Consider the following 17,390-nt stretch of genomic DNA (forward strand, 5'->3'; position numbering starts at 1 on the left):
CGTGAAAGCGCAAAAGCCACAATTCAGGCAATCATGGAGGGATTAAGAAGAAAGGCGTCAGAAATTGAAAAAGAGTATGAATAATCAGGAGATTTCGGATAAATCGTGGAGAATTGTAATGCCTTTAGCAGTAAAGCGGAAGGTGTCTTCCGCTATTTTGTATCGATAACGTCAAAGGGGCAAAGCCTGGGTTTGCTCACTCTCTTCAATCAGCATGAGTCCAGCCCGCAACCCCAGAGCCACACGGGGATTGGGGAACAACACATATTCCCGCGCCTGCTGCACGAAATAGCGCCTTTCCCCGTCTTCCGCTAGCAAAGCGCCCTGCGGAAAGGCGGTAAAGTTCTTCGTGTCGTCGCTCATATGAAGCTGAAACTTTTCACTGTGGCGGGTGATCTGCTGACTGACCCGATAGCGACGCGGAACAGATTGCGCTTCCGGCAAGGGCTCGCCATACAGCAATGCTGCCAGTGCCTGAGAGACAGCGCTGAACTGCGTCAAATCGTTTTCGCCAAAAGGTCGCGCCTGACCCAGCTCCAGGGTACAGCTGGCTGCACCAAAGTGTTCACAGCTAAAATGGGTAAAGGTGCCCGCGGGCGAACGGTGAAAGACCAGCGCCTCAAGCCCGGCAACCGCCAGCCAGTGCAAAAAGGGCTCTGGCCATGGCCGATCATTCAGCGGCATTACGCCAAAACGCGTGTGGTAAGAGCCGCGCAGCGCCGTGTGCATATCCAGGTGCCAGCGGGTTTCATCGCACTCACCCAGTTGCCAGAAGTTCTCCAGCATCTGTTCCAGACGGAGAACCCGGCGCGCTTCATCACCGTCGTCAATCTGCTGCCAGCGACCGCCAAACAGCCGGTTGATGTCATATCCCACATAGCGTTTTCCCGCACGCAGCGCTGAAGGATTACCTAATACCACCAGCATTCGCTGCTGAAGTGGCTTTTCGCCCTGAAGTAAAGGCGTAATAAGCTGGTTAAGGATTTCCACCGGGGCGGTTTCATTACCGTGAATCCCTGCCGAAAGTACCAACGCCTGTTTCACAGGCGTCTTTGGCTCCATGAGCAGAATACCGTGATACAACCACTGCCAGCGAAGATGCGCTGTCTCACCTCTACGCATACGCGGTGCGTCACCAGACAGCGTCTGCTGTAAAAAGTCCTGCATCGTTCCTCCTAAGACCGGAAGCAGGCAGCCCTCATGGCAACGCCTGCTTCACTGTTGAAATGCATACACATTTCCTAAGTCTAGCAGCCTGGTCAATTCATCAAGGGCAACCCGCCCTTCTTGCAGCAATTGCGGATCGCCTAAATCGTCTTGCGTTAATCTGTCACGGTAGTGGCGATCGACCCACTGATTTAGCGAAGTAAACAGGCGATCGTTCATCAGTACCGCAGGGTTAACGGCCCGTTGCTCATCTGGCGTTAATACCACGCGCAGACGCAGGCAGGCAGGGCCACCGCCATTATGCATACTTTCACGCAGATCAAACACCTGTAATGACTGTAAGGGTCCCTCGCTTTCCACCTGCTCACGCAGATAATCCCAAACGCCCTGATGCTGGCGTGACTCTTCAGGCAGCACCAGCATCATACTGCCGTCGGCACGGGTAAGAAGCTGACTGTTAAACAGGTAAGTATTGACCGCATCCTGAACGGAAACACGTGCGCTGGGCACTTCAAGGGCGACAAAGCCCGGAACACGTTCACGAAGACGGTTCAGCAACCCGGGCTGATCGACAAAGGCCTGCTGATGGCAGAACAGCATCTGCTGATTGCTGACCGCAATCACATCATTGTGAAAAACCCCCTGATCGATGACCAGGGGGTTTTGCTGAGCGAAAATCACCTGGTCAGGCGCAAGCTGGTGTAAACGTGCGACGGCTTCGCTGGCCTCACGGGTTTGCCGCGCAGGATAGCGCTGCGGGGCCGCGCCAGACGAGTTATCACGACCGTAGATAAACAACTGTATTCCGGCATCGCCATAGTCCCCGCCAAGGCGGTTATGATTAGCGGCACCCTCGTCGCCGAACATGGCCACCTGGGGCAGCGCCTCATGGACGGTGAAGTGATGGGGATCGCGAAATATCGCCCGCAACAATGCCGCCGTTTCGGGCGCTTCAATTGCACGGTGAAATTTATTATTGAGATTCGCCACGGTGAGATGAACGCGGTGGTCGGCGCTATCGGCAGAAGGCGAAACCGTGGCGGCGTTAGCCACCCACATCGCCGAGGCCGAGCTGGCCGCTGACAACAGTGCGGGTGCGGTTCTTCCGGCTTTTTCCAGTACCTGCGCATCGCTGCCGCTAAACCCCAACTGGCGCAGTACCGCGATATTGGGCCGCTCATGAGGCGGGATCACGCCCTGAACAAAGCCCATATCCGCCAGGGCTTTCATTTTCAGCAAGCCCTGCTTTGCCGCCAGGCGTGGATTTGAGGGCTGCCGCTGGTTGCGCGTCGAGGCTTCATTACCAAACGACAGCCCCGCATAATGGTGCGTCAGCCCGACCAGCCCGTCGAAATTCGCTTCAATGGCTTTCATGAACGCGCTCCTTGCGGCGAAAAGTCCAGGCCCGGTGACAAAACATCAGGCAAGGTAAGCTGAGACGATTCCAGCGAAGCCATCGGCCAGGCGCAGTAATCGGCCGCATACCAGGCACTGGCACGATGGTTACCCGATGCACCGATACCGCCGAAGGGTGCCGTGCTGGCAGCGCCCGTCAGGGGCTTATTCCAGTTCACGATCCCGGCACGCGCTTCCAGCAGCAGTTGTTCAAACTGCGCGCGAGACGGCGAAATCAACCCGCATGACAGCCCATAGTGTGTCTGGTTGGCCAGACGAATGGCCTGCGGATAATCGTCATAACGAATCACGCCCAGCAACGGCCCGAACACCTCTTCATCGGGCACATTGTCTACCTCGGTCAGGTCGATAATCCCCGGCGTTAACAACGCCTGTTGACGATCGGGCCAGCGCATCTCCAGCAGCACCTTGCCGCCCATCGCCACGCGCTGCTGCCATTCGGCATAAATCTTTTCGGCAGCGGCGCAGGAAATCACACTGCCCATAAAGGGTTGCGGATCGGCATTCCAGGCGCCGGGCTGCAGCCGGGCGGCCACCTCGACCAGACGTTGCAGAAAAGCATCGCCCGCCGCACCTCGCCGCACCAGCAGACGGCGGGCGCAGGTACAGCGCTGACCTGCCGTAATAAATGCCGACTGAATGGCAATATGTACTGCACCATCCGTGTCCGCAGGGTCCTCAACGATCAAGGCATTGTTGCCGCCCATCTCCAGCGCCAGCATTTTTTCCGGTTGCCCGGCAAACTGACGATGTAACTGATAACCGGTGTGCGCGCTGCCGGTAAACAGCAGTCCGTCGATGTCCGGTTCCGCCGCCAGTGCCTGACCGGTTTCACGACCGCCCTGAAGCAGCCCAATGACACCGGCAGGCACGCCCGCCGCCAGCCACAGCTGCAGGGTTTTCTCTGCGGTAGCTGGCGTCAGTTCACTCGGTTTAAACACCACGCAATTCCCGGCCAGTAAGGCAGGTACGATATGCCCGTTGGGCAAATGCCCCGGAAAGTTATAGGGGCCAAAGACCGCCAGCACGCCATGAGGACGGTGGCGCAGGGCGCTCTCACCCTGCTGCTGTTCACCGGTGCGCTGATGGTAAGCTTTCACTGAAATGGCGATTTTATTGATCATCGCCGTGACTTCCGTCAGGGCTTCCCAGCGTGGTTTTCCCGTTTCCTGGGCGATGATGTCAGCCAGCGCCGTTTTGTGCGCCTCAAGTTGTGCCGCAAAGCGTTCCACAATGACCTGACGCGCGGTAAAAGGCTGTCGTGCCCATGCCGGAAACGCCGCCCGCGCCGCCTGACAGGCCGCGCTTACCTGCTCTGACGAGGCGGCTAACCCTTGCCACAGCAGGTCGCCACTCACCGGGTCCTGTTTTGTAAAGCGCCCTGACTCGCCGTTGATCCAGTGTCCGTTGATAAGGTGCGTCATGCTTTTTTCTCCTCACTGCACAGCGTGACCACGCGCAGGCTGTCGCCCGGCTGGCACTGTAATGCCTGCAGTTGTTCATCATTGAGCTGAATACGTTGCGCGGTCGGATCGACCGGTAAAAGTGCCACGCGAAACTGGTGATAATCGGTATTCGCCACTAAACAGAGCGGCGCATCCTGCTGTACATCGCCTTTTTGTACGGTAAGCAACCGGCTCTCGCGTACTGCACGAATGTCATCGATATCGCACTCCAGCGTCGGGCCGCCATCAAAGATGTCGATATACTGGCGATAGCGAAAGCCTTCGGCTTCCAGCACCGTACGCGCGGGTGCAGTTTTAGGATGTACCTGACCGATCACGGCCTGCGCTTCCGGCGTGAGATAGTGCAGATAAAGCGGATGTTTTGGCATCAGTTCGGCAATAAAGGCTTTTTGCCCGGTGCCACTGAGAAAATCGGCTTTGCGGAATTCCATAGAGAAGAAGTGGATGCCTACGCTGTCCCAAAACGGTGAGTGTCCCTGCTCATCACTCACGCCGCGCATTTCGGCGACCACCCGCGCCATAAAGTGTTCGCGGAAATTCGCCATAAACAGAAAACGTGACTTCGACAACAGGTAACCGTTTTTGCCATCGCGGTAGTCGGCATCCAGGAACAACGTGCAGAGTTCGCTGCTGCCAGTATGATCGTTACTTAGGGATAAGGTCGGTAAGGCGGCGTAAACGTTCAGCTCTTTCGAGGCGTGCACCTGCGTCCCCACGCGAAAGTTATACCAGGGTTCCTGAAGCCCAACCGCCACCTCAATGGCGCAAATCCCCACCGCGCGATTATCGTGACTGTCGGCCAGCACAAACACATAGCCCTGCTCGGCACGCGGCAACGTGCCCTGCCAGGTTTGTAGCGAGCGTTCGATTCGTGCCTGTAAGGTGGCGCTGTCAACCGGCAACGAGGTCAATCCTCCACCCGTTTTGGCCGCCAGTTCCATCAGCTGGCTGAGATCGTCCCGCTCAACCGGACGGATCACCATCATGATGCGTTTCCCTGTAGCAGGTGTTCACAGGCCTGGGCAAAGCGTGCCATACCGGTCTTCACTTCCTGTTCGCTGATGTTCAGTGCAGGCGCGAAGCGCACCACGTTAGCACCAGCAATCAGCACCATAACGCCCTGCTCGGCAGCCGCGAGATTGATCTGTTTCGCTTTACCGGCAAAGTCGTCGCTGAGCACGGCACCAATCAGTAAGCCCAACCCGCGAACCTCTTTAAACAGGTGCAGGCGTTGATTGAGGTCGTCCAGTGCCGCCACAATCCAGGCATGACGCTGCGCGACGCCGTCCATCACTTCAGGCCGGTTAATCAGTTCCATGACTTTTCCGGCCACCGCACCCGCCAGCGGATTGCCGCCATAGGTGGTGCCATGAGAGCCTACGCCCATCACCTGAGCCAGATCTTCTCGCGTCAGCATGGCACCAATAGGGAAGCCACCGCCCAGTGCCTTGGCGCTGGTTAGCACGTCTGGCGTTACGCCATAGTGCATATAAGCGTACAGCGCGCCGGTGCGTCCCACGCCGCTCTGCACTTCGTCAAAAATGAGCAACGCCTGATGTTTATCACACAACTCACGCAACCCACGCAGGAACGCGGGTTCAGCCGGCACAACGCCCCCTTCCCCCTGGATCGGCTCAACAATCACGGCGCAGGTGCTGTCGTTAATCAGGGCAGCCGCAGAGGCAAGGTCATTAAATGTGGCATGCTGAATGTCAGCAGGCAGCGGCGCAAAATCTTTGGAATAGGCTGGCTGACCGCCTGCAGAAACCGTAAACAGGGTGCGCCCATGAAAGGCATTCTTAAACGCCACGATGCCGCTTTTATGCATTCCAACCCTGTCGTGTGCCACCTTGCGGGCCAGCTTAAGCGCCGCTTCGTTGGCCTCGGCACCGGAGTTACAAAAGAAAACCCGATCGGCAAAGGTGGCATCAATCAGCTGTTTGGCCAGGCGTAAAACGGGTTCATTCGTATAACCGTTGCCGGTGTGCCACAGCCGTGAGGCCTGATCCTGAAGCACCTGCTGGAGCGCCGGATGCGCATGCCCGAGAGCGTTGACCGCAATGCCGCCAGCGAAGTCGATATAGTCTTTCCCCTGCTGATCCCAGACGGTAGATCCCTCAGCACGTACCGGTACGAAACTCGCGGGTGCATAAACGGGCATCATCCATTGATCAAAATCATGACGCGAAACCTGCAGTGACATAACCCTTCTCCTGTTCCCCAGCGGGTAACGTAATTGTTTGTTAATTGTTAAAAATGTAATGAATCTGGCCCTACTCTAGTTTGCAGATAGCGTGCCAGCCAAGGACTAAAATGCATAAAACGGATTGCCTGACGAAATATCAATAGGTTACAAAAGGCCATCATTCACTTTATTTGCATAAATAGTGAATAATCATCTTAGCGGGGGCCGATAGCAGAGCTTTTTAAAGCAGAATTATGCAATGGCGGGATGAAATATCGCTTTTGTGATCGCTGATAAATTATCTGCTCAAAAACGTGCAGAAACCGCCTCAAAATGGGGCAGTTGCCTGTGTGTAGTGCAGGCTGTGATCAATATCCGTAGAAAAGTAAAAGCAATAAGCCGAGTAATAACCCAGGTTATTACTGGCGGGTGATTAAAATATGCTCTCTTTATTTGTTTAAATATACTTATGCGAAGCCATTAATATTGTTTCCCGGGTTATCATCAGAACGTTAATAAATTATTTAGCGCTGAATAAATTATTAATAAGCGCGCTAATGATTAGATGAAAAATCTTTATTGTTTATTTATCATACAAAATGCGTTTATTATTCAAGCAAGATGGCTGGTGTTATCATTTTTTTGCCATATTGCTTTATCCCTTCCCGATGAAATCAACAATCCCCTGTTTTATATGCCTTTTTATCCTTTACATTGCTAACGGGGTCATAAGAAAAAACACTGACAGGCGCACCATGGCCGCCGAATTGGCTTTATTGAGATTTAGTTCCCTTGCATACACATTTAGTTACACTTATTGCGCTAGGCTGAATTAACAATTTGTGTCATTTTCTTTTCACCCCAAAAGAGGGGAAATAATAATATAACCACAGGGTAAATAATAAATGATGAAGCGCACATTAGTGGCGGCATTAATGCCGTTACTGATCGGTCTGTCTACTGCTCAGGCCGCACAGATTTATAATAAAGACGGGAATAAGCTGGATTTACAGGGCAAGGTTAACGTTTCGCACTTCTTTTCTGACGACCAGTCAAATAACGGCGATATCAATTCCTATGCCCGTATCGGTTTTAAAGGCGAAACCGCCATTACCGATAAACTCACGGGTTACGGTTTCTGGCAGTACCAGTACAGCCTGAAAAACTCTGAAGGTGCGGATGCAAATACTGGCAACAAAACCCGTTTGGGTTATGCCGGTCTGAAATATGGCGAGCTGGGTTCACTGGACTACGGCCGTAACTACGGTCTGGTCTATGACGCATTAAGCTATACCGATATGTTGCCGGTGTGGGGCGGTGATTCTGCCTACAACGACGCCTTCCTGACTGCTCGCTCAGGTGGTGTGCTGACGTGGCGCAACAAAGACTTCTTTGGTCTGGTCAAAGGCTGGAACATCGCGGCGCAGTACGAAGGCAAGAACGATCGCACCACGACCAACAATGCGGGTCTGCAAGTCAGTCGTGCGAATGGCGATGGTTATGCGCTGTCTACCTCTTATGACTTTGATTTTGGTCTGAGTTTTGCTGGTGCTTACGCCAGCCTGCAACGTACTCAGGCACAAAACGCAGCCACCTTCGGTCGCGGCGACAAAGGTCAGGTATGGGCAACGTCTGTTAAGTATGATGCCAACCAGATTTATCTGGCGGCGATGTACGGTGAAACGCTTAACGCCACACCAATGCCAACAAGTGCTACTGGCTTTGCCAACAAAGCGCAGAATATGGAATTTGTTGCACAGTATCAGTTCCTGAATGGCTTGCGCCCTTCTGTAAGTTATGTGACCTCTAAAGGCAAAGATATTGAAGGGATCGGTGATGCCGACCTGTATAAATACTCTTCTGTAGGTGCGACTTACTACTTTAACAAAAACATGTCAGTGTACGGTGAATACCGTATCAACCTGCTTAAGAAAAATAATCCGTTGGGTCTGGCGACAGATGACATCACGGCAGTGGGCCTGACTTACCAGTTCTAATCGCTTTCCCTCATTGTTCAACGGCCCGGCCTGTGTCTGACGGGCCGTTTTTCTTTAGAACACGGTATATCAGCGGCAATCGATAAAAGCGATTCGGCTGCATCGGCCCGCTCCCCCACCTTTCACGCCTTTCACGCCTTTCACGCCTTTCACGCCTTTCACGCCTTTCACGCCTTTCACGCCTTTCACGCCTTTCACGCCTTTCACGCAGGTAGATTTCAATATCGATGCAGATTGTTCCATCGGCAGAGGGTGATTTTATCCCCAAACGGCATCCCCGGTCGTCTGCCTGCGTAGCCAGCGACAAAACAAGCAGGAAATAAACCTCGCTTCCTGTGGCGTCATCAGGTGCAGGTCAGGTGCCAAGGCAACAGGCGGATAACCCAGAGATCGGGTAGATGACGAATCTTGTTATGCAGACAGGCCGTGTTTTTGCCGCTTCTGTGAAGGCTAGTGCGTAGTGTCCAGCGAAAAAAGCATGACGCAAATCACACTTTATTTTGCCGTTATTCCGTGAAGCTCAGCCCGCTGGTGGAGGACGACATTGTTCCGCCAGGCGGTTCATCCATCGACAAAGGCGGTTTAACTTGCAGGGTGATCCAGTTTGACGTTACGCGTTGCTGTTTACTGTCTTCCACCGTGACCGACAAACGGTACTCATTGCTGGCACCTGGCGTGCTGTCCCAGGGCGGAACAATCACGCTCCAGCCGTCGGTCGCATTATTATTTGGCGGCGATGTCAGGCTCAGCGCCTGAGTGTCCCCTTGCCAGCTAAGCGACTTAATCGCGTTACTGGCGCGCAGCTGAAGCTTAAGCGGTACGCTTTCGCCAGGATTGAGCTGCCAGGGTGGCGTCGCCAGGAAAACCGATAACGTCTTACGCTGCCGGTAAGCCATCACCGGGTTTTGGCTACGCGTAACGGTGTCGTAGCGACTGCCGCGCAACGAACGCACTTCGGCCACGTTGTTGGCATCCAACTGCTTGCTCAGCGCCACACCAAAGCGATAGTTAAGTTTCAGGCCAAGCTGGTCCTGGCTCTCACCGGCACTGCTGGTTTTATGGCTGGCCGAGAAGGTCACCAGTGGCACCGGCGTATAAGACAGCCCAAGCGAAAGCGCGGCCGGATTATGGTAGCGATTGCCGCTGTTAAACAGGTCAACCTTTTCGCCAAGGTATTGCTGATAACTGAATGACACACCCAGTTGACGGTAAAACGGCAAATAGCTTTGGCTGGTGATGTCGTAGCCTTCGGCCATGCGATATTGCTGGCTGTCACCGCGATTACGCCATCCCGACAGCGGATGATAGTAGTTAGCAGACAACCGCAGATTGCTGCTCCAGGCCTCGGTGCCGACTGACGCACGCTGAAGTCCACTGCGAAAACTGCGATCGATAAAACCGTTATATCCCACCAACCAGTTGCCCGCGTCCCAGCGCTGACCCAGCCCCGCATTGCCTACCACACCTTCAACGGAGTCATGAAGCCCGAGCTGACTGAACGTCAGAGAGTGATTTCTGTCGGCGAGCGGGCTAAACAGATTGCCGCCGGTGCCCTCAAAGTTACCGTCCATATCGACGTTTAAGTTGAACTCGGCGTTGCCATAAGGTGACAGTAAAGACTGGCCTTCATTCTCAACCCGCGTAGCCACTTCATCGCGCAGTCGTTCAAAAGCCCACTGCCCGGCCTGCTCGCCCAGGGTTAAATCACTGCTGCTTTCGCTGGCTTCCGCGATACTTTTGGCCGCCTTCGCCAGCCTTTCGCTCCATTCGTTGTTATCTTCGACGTTGCCCAAAGAAGGAAGGTCGTCCAGTGAATGTTGAAAGCGCGCGGGATCGCCAAAGGGGGTTTCTGGTACCTGGTTGTCCGTTTGCAGCGCACCGGCAGGCAGCGCTGCAAGCGTGGTCAGTGAAGCCAGAAAGAAAGTCACAGGTTTAAGCATCAAATCATTACGTCCGGGCAGAAAAATCATCAGGTGGTTTTCTGAAAGAAAAACAAAACCAGCGCTGATTATTTTAGCATAATGTGACCCAGATTCATGACTTGACTCGATATTTGTGCTGAAGGCAGCCACCGACCCTGTGCACAGCGGGCCGGTGGCGTCCCGGTTTTAGGAAAATATCAGCCCGCCATCCACATTCACGGTTTGCCCGGTAATGTAACGCGCATCATCCGATGCGAGAAAAGCCACCAGCCCTGCGACGTCCTGAGGTTGCCCGGCCCGCTTAAGAGGAATGTTCTCCACCCACTCCGCCATCAGCTCGCCTTTAGCGTAGGCTTTATGCTCCGTGCTGAGAATTTCGCCCCAGACGCGATCGTTGTAATCCCACATTTCACTTTCAATGATGCCAGGGCAAAACGCATTGACCGTAATATTCCAGCGAGCCAGCTCCAGCGCCAGACTTTGCGTAATGCCAATCACCCCCATCTTGCTGGCAGCATAGTGCGGCGTATAGATAAAGCCTTTGCGCCCCTGGCCTGAAGAGGTATTAATCAGGCTGCCGCCGTTTTGCTGCACCATGTATTTGGCGGCTTCACGACAGCACAGCCAGACACCCGTGGTGTTCACAGCCAGCACGCGTTCGAAATCGCTTTTGGGCATGTTGTCGACCGTATCAATGGTAATCACGCCTGCATTTTGAATGGAGACGTCGATCCGGCCAAAGCGCTCAAATGCCTGCTGATACACCTGCTGCACTTCGCCTTCGTCGGTTACATCCACCTGCAGGGCCAAAATCGAGGCGGCAAGGGGACGCAGACTGTCGGCGGTGGCAAATACGCGTTCGGAATTGGACAACATCACCAGGTTTGCACCCTCGTGGGCAAAGCGGGCAGCAATGCCTGCGCCGATACCGCGGCAGGCACCGGTGATCACCACCGTTTTTCCATTGAAATCTCGTGTCATTGTTCTCTCCTGTTATCCATGACGGATGTCAGCTTGCGGCGTCACTGGCTGCTTTTTTTCATGACGGCGCAGTAATATCACTTTGCTTTGTAAACGCTGCTGGAACTGGTCAATCACCACGGCGGTCACAATCACCACGCCCTTGATCACCATCTGCCAGAAATCACTGACGCCCATCATCACCATGCCATCGGCCAGAAAAACGATAACGAAGGCACCGATAATGGAACCTGATACCCGACCGCGTCCCCCGGCCAGCGCCGTTCCGCCGAGCACCGTGGCACCGATGGCGTCCATCTCAAACATGTTGCCCGTCATGGGATGCGCGGTCTGTAACTGAGAAGCCACCACCAACCCCACTAATCCCGCGCACAGCCCGGAAAAGGCATAAACAAACACTTTCACTTTGATAATGGGCACGCCCGCCAGCCGCGCTGCCGACTCATTACCGCCGGTGGCATAGATATAGCGCCCAAGCGGCGTTTTACGCGTCAGGTACAGGCCAAGAAGTAAAAAGCCAATCATCAGCCAGATGGGAATAAACACCCCGAGCACGGTGCCAGAACCCAGTAACGAGAAGCCGGTATTGCCCAGCGCCGGAATGCCCACCAGATTGGCGTAGGTCGCACCATCGTTAAACAGCAGCGCCGCGCCGCGGGCGACATACATCATGCCCAGTGTGCAGATAAAAGGTGCTACGCCAAGCCGGGTAATCATCGCGCCGTTAACCATGCCGACCAGCATCCCGAACAGCGCCACGACGAGAATCACTTCCGGCACGTTAAGAAACAGTCGATCCCCGCCCCACAGCGGCACGCCCACAGTGAGTAAGGCACCCGCCACCATGCCACAGATCCCGGCAACGGCCCCGACCGACAGGTCGATGCCACCGGTCAGGATCACCAGCGTCATACCAATTGCCAGCAGCCCGGTAATCGCCACATGCTGGGTCATAATCAGCAGGTTCGACGGCGTAAGAAAATTAGGCACCATTACGCTAAAAAAGCCGACCACGATCAGCAGCGCAATAAAGGTGCGCGCCTTGAGTAAGTACATGTACAGCAGATATTTTTGGTTCATCTTATTCTCCAGCAACCTCAGGCTTGCGGGGTGGACGCGCTAATCAGTTTTTCGCGCGTTGCATCGGCACGGGGCAGATCGGCAGTAATGCGACCATCGGCCATCACCAGAATCCGGTCAGCAAGCGCCATGACCTCATCCAGTTCCGACGAAGAAAACATCACCGCCAGCCCCTGCTGCGCCAGTTTGCCAATCAGGTGATAAACATCGGTCTTGGCACCCACATCAATGCCGCGGGTAGGCTCATCCAACAGCACCACCTTTGGCCCGGTCATCAAGGCTTTTCCCAGTACCACTTTCTGCTGGTTTCCGCCGCTTAACGCACTGATGGGTAACTCGCTGTCGCTGACTTTAATCGCCAGGTGCTGAATCATTTCATTCACACGCTGCCGCTCTTTGTCAGGATGCACGATGCCCAGCGCGCGTCGAAAGCCGCGCAGGCTGAGACTGGAGAGCGTCATGTTAGCGGTGATCGACATCAGTTCGATAACGCCTTCACCTTTACGATCCTCGGGCACCAAGGTGATACCGCGCTTAAGGCGCTGCTGAAAACTGCAGTTGTCCAACCGCTGACCGCTTAACTGGATATCCCCGCTCTGACAAGGCAGTAATCCTGTAAGTCCCTTAAACAGCTCGGTTCGCCCGGCCCCCAGCAGGCCATAAATCCCTATCACTTCCCCCTTGTGCAGGCTAAAACTCACCGCGTTGAGCCGGTAGCCGCCGTTTTGATGCAGTGCAGTCAGGTCATCCACCTGCAGCACCCTGTCGCCCTGAGGAGCGGGTTGATAGTCAAAATGTTTTTTCTTGTCCCCGACCATTTGCGCAATGATCCAGGGCACGCTGACGTCGCGCACTTCACGCGCGGCGATAAAACGGCCATCCCGGAAAATCGTAATGTGGTCGCCAATCTCCATCAGCTCCTCCAGCCGATGCGAGATATAGATGATGGTGACGCCGCGTCGCTTGAGCTGTTCAATGACGTTGAACAGCACTTTGACCTCTGACTGACTCAGGGCGCTGGTCGGCTCATCCATAATCAGCACGCGTGTATCTTTCGACAGCGCGCGGGCAATCTCGACCAACTGTTGATGACCAATGCCCAACGCATCCAGCGCAGCATAGGGATCGACGTCCAGCTCCAGCCGTTCCAGCAAGGCTTTTGCCAGCTGATACTGATACTTTTCGTTGATAACGCCGCGCTGGAAGAACTCGTTGGCGATAAAGATGTTGTCCATCACATTCATATTCGGGAACAGGTTCAGCTCCTGAAAGATGATGCTGATGCCCAGTTTTTCGGCCTGTTGGGTGGAATGCAGCCTGACAGGTTTGCCATCCAGCAAAATGTCGCCAGACGACGGACTTTCCACCCCTGCCAGCATCTTCATCATGGTGGATTTACCGGCGCCGTTTTCCCCGATGAGCACATTGACCTTGTTGCGATAAACCCGATAGTTAACCTGATCAAGGGCGGTTACGCCCGGATAGACCCGCGACAGGCCCCGCGTCTCAATAATGACGTCGTCTTGCTGCTCAGTAACCTGCATGATCAACTCCTTACTGACGCGTGATGTGGGCTGGCGTGATATCGGGCAGCGTATGCGGGATATCCCAGCTGCTAAAAACGCCCACCACGTTAACCCGGTCACCGGGTTTTACCCCGGCGTTGTGCATCATGGTGACCGCCTGCTGATTGATGGCTTTGCCAAAGTCGCTGAACAGCACCTGATCGTTAAAGTCCTGATAGCTGGCCCCTTTGTAGGCATCCCGCAATGCCGTTCCGCGAATGATCGGCCCAACCTGAACCGTGACAGTGTCACCTGATGCGTCTTTAATTTTCATTTTGCCGTTGCGCGAGGTGGTATCCAGCGCGGTGACTTCCCCGCTCACGCTGACGCTAAATATGCAGGGATTCTCGCTCTGCGCCCGATAGCCCAGCGCGCGACAGGCGCTGTCCAGATCCTTCTCTGACTGCAGGCGCTGTGTGAACTCACTCAGCGGTTTCGCCTGCGCGACGATTTGTGGCACTAACGTCTGCTGCCAGAGTTGATTGATATGGGCCATATGGGGATTGGGTGGGTTCTTAAGATCCGCCAGTTCCTGCTGCGACACAATGCGACAGCCACCGAGCGCCATCACGATCGGTATCAGCCAGAGTCGGTTGTACATGACATTCTCCCTGGCGCCCGTCAGTACGGGCGCGACAACGATGGATTACGACTTGTAGTTAAAGTCCTGTACGTTTTTTGCATTTTCCTGTGTGATCAGAATGCCGCGAAACATCACGCGCTGTTTCTCCGGTTTCGTGCCTTTCTGGATATAGTTATCCAGGTCTGTCACCCCCTGAGCCGCGATCGCCTGCGCCTGTAACATCACGGTGGCTTTTAACGTTCCGGCCTGTACCGCATCGCGTTCATCGTTGCTGCCATCAATTCCCACTACTACCACGTCGTTGCGTCCGGCCGCTTTCAGGGCGGCAATCGCGCCTAGCGCCACGGGGCCGTTACCGCAGATAACCCCTTTCACATCCGGGTGAGCCTGCAGAATACTGTCCATAATGCGCTTGCCATCGATGAGTGTGCCTTTGGCATCCTGGCGCGCAACGCTCTGCATATCGGGATACTGTTCCAGCACCTGGTGAAAGGATTTTGAACGGGTGACGCAGTTGTTGTCCGCGAGGTTGCAGGTCAGCTCGGCGTATTTCCCTTTTTCCCCCATCTTCTCGACAAACACGTTGGCCACATCAGAACCGGCCTGGAAGTTATTGTGGGTAATTTGCTCCAGCGCCACATCGTCCACCGGAATTTCACGGTTGATCAGCACCACTGGAATACCGGCCTGTTTGGCTTTTTGGATGGCTGCCACGCTGGCCGTGGAGTCCGCGTTGTCCAGGATAATGCCCTGCACTTTTTTGCCAATAGCCGCATCAATCAGTTCATTTTGCTTCTTCACGTCTTCCCCGTGAGAGAGCACCGAGGTCTTGTAGCCCAGTTCCTGAGCTTTCATATTTGCGCCCTTCGCCTCGGAGGCGTAATAGGGGTTATCCAGTGAGTTAACCAAAATCATGATGGTGCCTTTTTCAACCGCCAGCGCGGTGTGAGAAAACAAACAGGCGGCAAGCGTGGTGCAGAGCAACGTCGTTTTTTTCATGGTGTGTCTCGCTATTGTCGTTATGGCAGGGGGAAACGGGCGCCTGGCGGTGGCCTTACCAGATGGTAAAGCCACCGTCGATCATCAGATCGGCACCGGTAATCATGTCGCTGCCGTTGCTGGCAAAAAACAGCACGGCAGCGGCAATCTCGTCGGTATAGGCAAAGCGACCTAAAGGGATCAATTTTTTCATTTCGGTGCCCTTCTCGCCGCGCCAGGCTTTTTCGCCCATGGGGGTGAGCACCACGGTGGGCGACAGGGTATTAACGTTAATCCGGTGCGGGGCGAACTCTTTCGCCATCACTTTGGTCATGCCCAGCAAACCGGCTTTGGCAGAGGTGTAAGCAACGTGGTTGTCGATGGCGATGGACGCCGCCTGTGAGGCGATATTAATGATTTTGCCGCCGTTTCCGGCGTTGACCATACGTTTGCCCGCGGCCTGTGAGCAGAGAAACGGCCCGGTCAGGTTCACGGCGATCTGTTTTTGCCATTCGGCAAAATCGGTTTCCAGCACCGGCTGAAGCATCACGTAGCCGGCACAGTTCACCAGAATGTCGAGATGACCATAGTGTTCAACAATGGCATCGAAAGCCTGCTCAACGTCGGCAGGATCGGTTACATCGCAGCAAATAAACTGCACCTGTCCGGCCAGGGCTGCGCGCGCACTGTCGACCTTATCCGCTTCAAAGGGCGGATAAAGCAGCGCCAGGCTCGCCCCTTTCTCCAGCAGCATCTGATTACTGGCCATGGCGATACCGCCCAGCCCGCCCGTTACCACGGCCACTTTGCCGCTCAGGTTCATTGTGGTATCTACGCCATAGCGCAGGTTAACGTCATATTCACCGCTCATCCGCCTGTCCTCTTTGGTATTTTATTTGCCGCACTCATTTTCGAACAAAAATATAAGCTATCGAATTGATGGTTAATGTGGCTAAGATCAAATTTCGCAACACTGCCTGTCTGACGGCGTCATTCGGTTAAAAGCGCGTGATCGCGGTTGCTAACGGGTAGAAAGAGAGGGATTGCACTGCTGTAGCGGATGCAAAAGTCATGAAAAGTGACGCATATACGCTTTCGAACGAAAATTAACATCTTTATTTGCCGACTCGCAAAGGCGAAACCTGCGGGTTAAACTCTGCGACAACGCGTTATCGCCATAAGCCCGATGCGATTAAAAGAGGGAGCGTTTCGATTGAAAAGCAAAACTGAGCAGTTAGCTGAAATGCAACAGCGCCGTGAAAAGATCCTGGAGATGATTCGGGAAGACGGAACGGTGACGGTGAAAGCGCTGACAAAGACGTTCGGACTGACCGAAGCCACGCTGCGCACCGACCTGCGAATGCTGCAAAAGCAGGGTTTTGTGCAGCGTTATCACGGCGGCGCGACCCTGATGACGGGCAAGCAGAATACCGGCCTGCTGCAGCTGGAACGTCAGACGCATATGGAAGAAAAAGACGCGATTGGACGCCTGGCAGCCCAGCATATCGAAAACGGTGATACGGTGATTTTCGATTCCGGCACCACCACCACGGCTATCGCCGATGCCATCAGCCATATCCGGCGTTTATCGGTGGTGACGACCGCCGTGAATATCGCCCTGAAGCTGGGCGGCGAGCCAGGGATCAATGTGCTGCTGACGGGCGGTACGTTTAAATTTCCGACGCTTTCGACCTCCGGTGACAAGGCCGCCAGCTTCTTTGAGAATGTGCTGTCGGAGAAGCTGTTTCTCGCCACCGCCTGTATCTCGCCACGTCTCGGCCTGAGCTTTCCCAGCGAAACCGATATCAAAGTGAAAATGGCGATGATCAAATCCGCCAGTACCGTCTACGTGGTGGCCGACTCCAGTAAGATTGATAAAGTGTCGATGTTTGCGCTGCCCTGCGACTGGAGCCATATTCACTACCTGATTACCGACAGCGGGATCAGTCAGGCCCACATCAGCGCGTTTGAAGCGCTGGGCGTGAAGGTTCTGGTCGCCCCGCTACCCGCTCGCCGCGCCCCCTGATGTCACCGCGCATCCGGCCACAAC

15 protein-coding genes are annotated in these 17,390 nt (G+C 54.6%); 2 read left to right on the forward strand and 13 right to left on the reverse strand.

Features of this window, described 5'->3' with window-relative positions:
- Window positions 1-171 precede the first annotated feature (171 nt).
- The 5 genes from astE to FBY13_RS02085 are packed head-to-tail and all read right to left on the reverse strand — an operon-like array spanning window position 172 to window position 6,252.
- On the reverse strand, window positions 172-1,167 hold the full coding sequence (gene astE / locus FBY13_RS02065; RefSeq protein WP_145393340.1) for a succinylglutamate desuccinylase: 996 nt from the start codon (window positions 1,165-1,167) through the stop codon (window positions 172-174).
- A 48-nt stretch (window positions 1,168-1,215) separates the two neighbouring features.
- Window positions 1,216-2,541 (reverse strand): N-succinylarginine dihydrolase, encoded by a 1,326-nt coding sequence (astB, locus tag FBY13_RS02070; protein ID WP_145393341.1) that lies wholly within the window; start codon window positions 2,539-2,541, stop codon window positions 1,216-1,218.
- Window positions 2,538-4,007, reverse strand: a complete 1,470-nt coding sequence (gene astD / locus FBY13_RS02075) for a succinylglutamate-semialdehyde dehydrogenase (protein WP_145393342.1) — start codon at window positions 4,005-4,007, stop codon at window positions 2,538-2,540. The genes astB and astD overlap by 4 nt, the downstream gene beginning before the upstream one ends.
- Window positions 4,004-5,035 carry an arginine N-succinyltransferase gene (gene astA / locus FBY13_RS02080; RefSeq protein ID WP_109716228.1) on the reverse strand — a complete coding sequence of 344 codons (1,032 nt, stop codon included), beginning with the start codon at window positions 5,033-5,035 and terminating at the stop codon, window positions 4,004-4,006. Before astA ends, astD begins: the two co-directional genes overlap by 4 nt.
- Complete coding sequence (locus FBY13_RS02085; protein WP_109716227.1) at window positions 5,032-6,252, reverse strand: aspartate aminotransferase family protein; 1,221 nt, start codon at window positions 6,250-6,252, stop codon at window positions 5,032-5,034. Before FBY13_RS02085 ends, astA begins: the two co-directional genes overlap by 4 nt.
- Window positions 6,253-7,139: 887 nt before the next feature.
- Here FBY13_RS02085 and FBY13_RS02090 point away from each other — a divergent pair.
- On the forward strand, window positions 7,140-8,231 hold the full coding sequence (locus FBY13_RS02090; RefSeq protein WP_096012494.1) for a porin: 1,092 nt from the start codon (window positions 7,140-7,142) through the stop codon (window positions 8,229-8,231).
- Between the two features lie 69 nt (window positions 8,232-8,300).
- On the opposite strand, the gene FBY13_RS23370 is transcribed toward FBY13_RS02090, so the two are convergent.
- The 8 genes from FBY13_RS23370 to FBY13_RS02130 form a co-directional block, all read right to left on the reverse strand.
- Window positions 8,301-8,453, reverse strand: coding sequence for a hypothetical protein (locus FBY13_RS23370; RefSeq protein WP_186440775.1), 153 nt, complete (start codon window positions 8,451-8,453; stop codon window positions 8,301-8,303).
- Window positions 8,454-8,737: 284 nt separating this feature from the next.
- A complete protein-coding gene (locus tag FBY13_RS02100; RefSeq protein ID WP_145393344.1) occupies window positions 8,738-10,201 on the reverse strand; it encodes a YchO/YchP family invasin in 1,464 nt (487 codons plus the stop codon).
- A gap of 138 nt (window positions 10,202-10,339) precedes the next feature.
- Entirely contained in the window at window positions 10,340-11,134 is a 795-nt protein-coding gene (locus FBY13_RS02105; protein WP_145393345.1) for an SDR family oxidoreductase, read from the reverse strand.
- A 12-nt stretch (window positions 11,135-11,146) separates the two neighbouring features.
- On the reverse strand, window positions 11,147-12,214 hold the full coding sequence (locus FBY13_RS02110) for an ABC transporter permease (RefSeq protein WP_096012491.1): 1,068 nt from the start codon (window positions 12,212-12,214) through the stop codon (window positions 11,147-11,149).
- 17 nt (window positions 12,215-12,231) lie between these two features.
- A complete protein-coding gene (locus tag FBY13_RS02115; protein WP_145393346.1) occupies window positions 12,232-13,758 on the reverse strand; it encodes a sugar ABC transporter ATP-binding protein in 1,527 nt (508 codons plus the stop codon).
- A gap of 10 nt (window positions 13,759-13,768) precedes the next feature.
- Window positions 13,769-14,380 carry a DUF2291 family protein gene (locus FBY13_RS02120; RefSeq protein ID WP_109716221.1) on the reverse strand — a complete coding sequence of 204 codons (612 nt, stop codon included), beginning with the start codon at window positions 14,378-14,380 and terminating at the stop codon, window positions 13,769-13,771.
- Between the two features lie 45 nt (window positions 14,381-14,425).
- On the reverse strand, window positions 14,426-15,361 hold the full coding sequence (locus FBY13_RS02125; RefSeq protein WP_145393347.1) for a D-ribose ABC transporter substrate-binding protein: 936 nt from the start codon (window positions 15,359-15,361) through the stop codon (window positions 14,426-14,428).
- 55 nt (window positions 15,362-15,416) lie between these two features.
- The gene (locus FBY13_RS02130; protein ID WP_063879345.1) at window positions 15,417-16,211 is read right to left on the reverse strand and encodes a GolD/DthD family dehydrogenase; all 795 of its coding nucleotides are present in this window, start codon (window positions 16,209-16,211) and stop codon (window positions 15,417-15,419) included.
- A 342-nt stretch (window positions 16,212-16,553) separates the two neighbouring features.
- Here FBY13_RS02130 and FBY13_RS02135 point away from each other — a divergent pair, with 342 nt between their 5' ends.
- Window positions 16,554-17,366: a DeoR/GlpR family DNA-binding transcription regulator gene (locus tag FBY13_RS02135; protein WP_063879344.1), complete on the forward strand. Its 813-nt coding sequence runs from the start codon at window positions 16,554-16,556 to the stop codon at window positions 17,364-17,366.
- The last annotated feature ends 24 nt before the right edge of the window (window positions 17,367-17,390 follow it).

The organism is Pantoea sp. SJZ147, from assembly GCF_007828605.1.
Classification (GTDB): domain Bacteria; phylum Pseudomonadota; class Gammaproteobacteria; order Enterobacterales; family Enterobacteriaceae; genus Pantoea; species Pantoea allii.

Coding starts and splice junctions, on each gene's coding strand:
- astE (WP_145393340.1), bottom strand. CDS start 1,167: ATGCAGGACTTTTTACAGCAGACGCTGTCTGGTGACGCACCGCGTATG.
- astD (WP_145393342.1), bottom strand. CDS start 4,007: ATGACGCACCTTATCAACGGACACTGGATCAACGGCGAGTCAGGGCGC.
- FBY13_RS02130 (WP_063879345.1), bottom strand. CDS start 16,211: ATGAGCGGTGAATATGACGTTAACCTGCGCTATGGCGTAGATACCACA.
- FBY13_RS02125 (WP_145393347.1), bottom strand. CDS start 15,361: ATGAAAAAAACGACGTTGCTCTGCACCACGCTTGCCGCCTGTTTGTTT.
- astB (WP_145393341.1), bottom strand. CDS start 2,541: ATGAAAGCCATTGAAGCGAATTTCGACGGGCTGGTCGGGCTGACGCAC.
- FBY13_RS02090 (WP_096012494.1), top strand. CDS start 7,140: ATGATGAAGCGCACATTAGTGGCGGCATTAATGCCGTTACTGATCGGT.
- FBY13_RS02105 (WP_145393345.1), bottom strand. CDS start 11,134: ATGACACGAGATTTCAATGGAAAAACGGTGGTGATCACCGGTGCCTGC.
- FBY13_RS02100 (WP_145393344.1), bottom strand. CDS start 10,201: ATGATTTTTCTGCCCGGACGTAATGATTTGATGCTTAAACCTGTGACT.
- FBY13_RS02085 (WP_109716227.1), bottom strand. CDS start 6,252: ATGTCACTGCAGGTTTCGCGTCATGATTTTGATCAATGGATGATGCCC.
- FBY13_RS02115 (WP_145393346.1), bottom strand. CDS start 13,758: ATGCAGGTTACTGAGCAGCAAGACGACGTCATTATTGAGACGCGGGGC.
- FBY13_RS02120 (WP_109716221.1), bottom strand. CDS start 14,380: ATGTACAACCGACTCTGGCTGATACCGATCGTGATGGCGCTCGGTGGC.
- FBY13_RS02110 (WP_096012491.1), bottom strand. CDS start 12,214: ATGAACCAAAAATATCTGCTGTACATGTACTTACTCAAGGCGCGCACC.
- astA (WP_109716228.1), bottom strand. CDS start 5,035: ATGATGGTGATCCGTCCGGTTGAGCGGGACGATCTCAGCCAGCTGATG.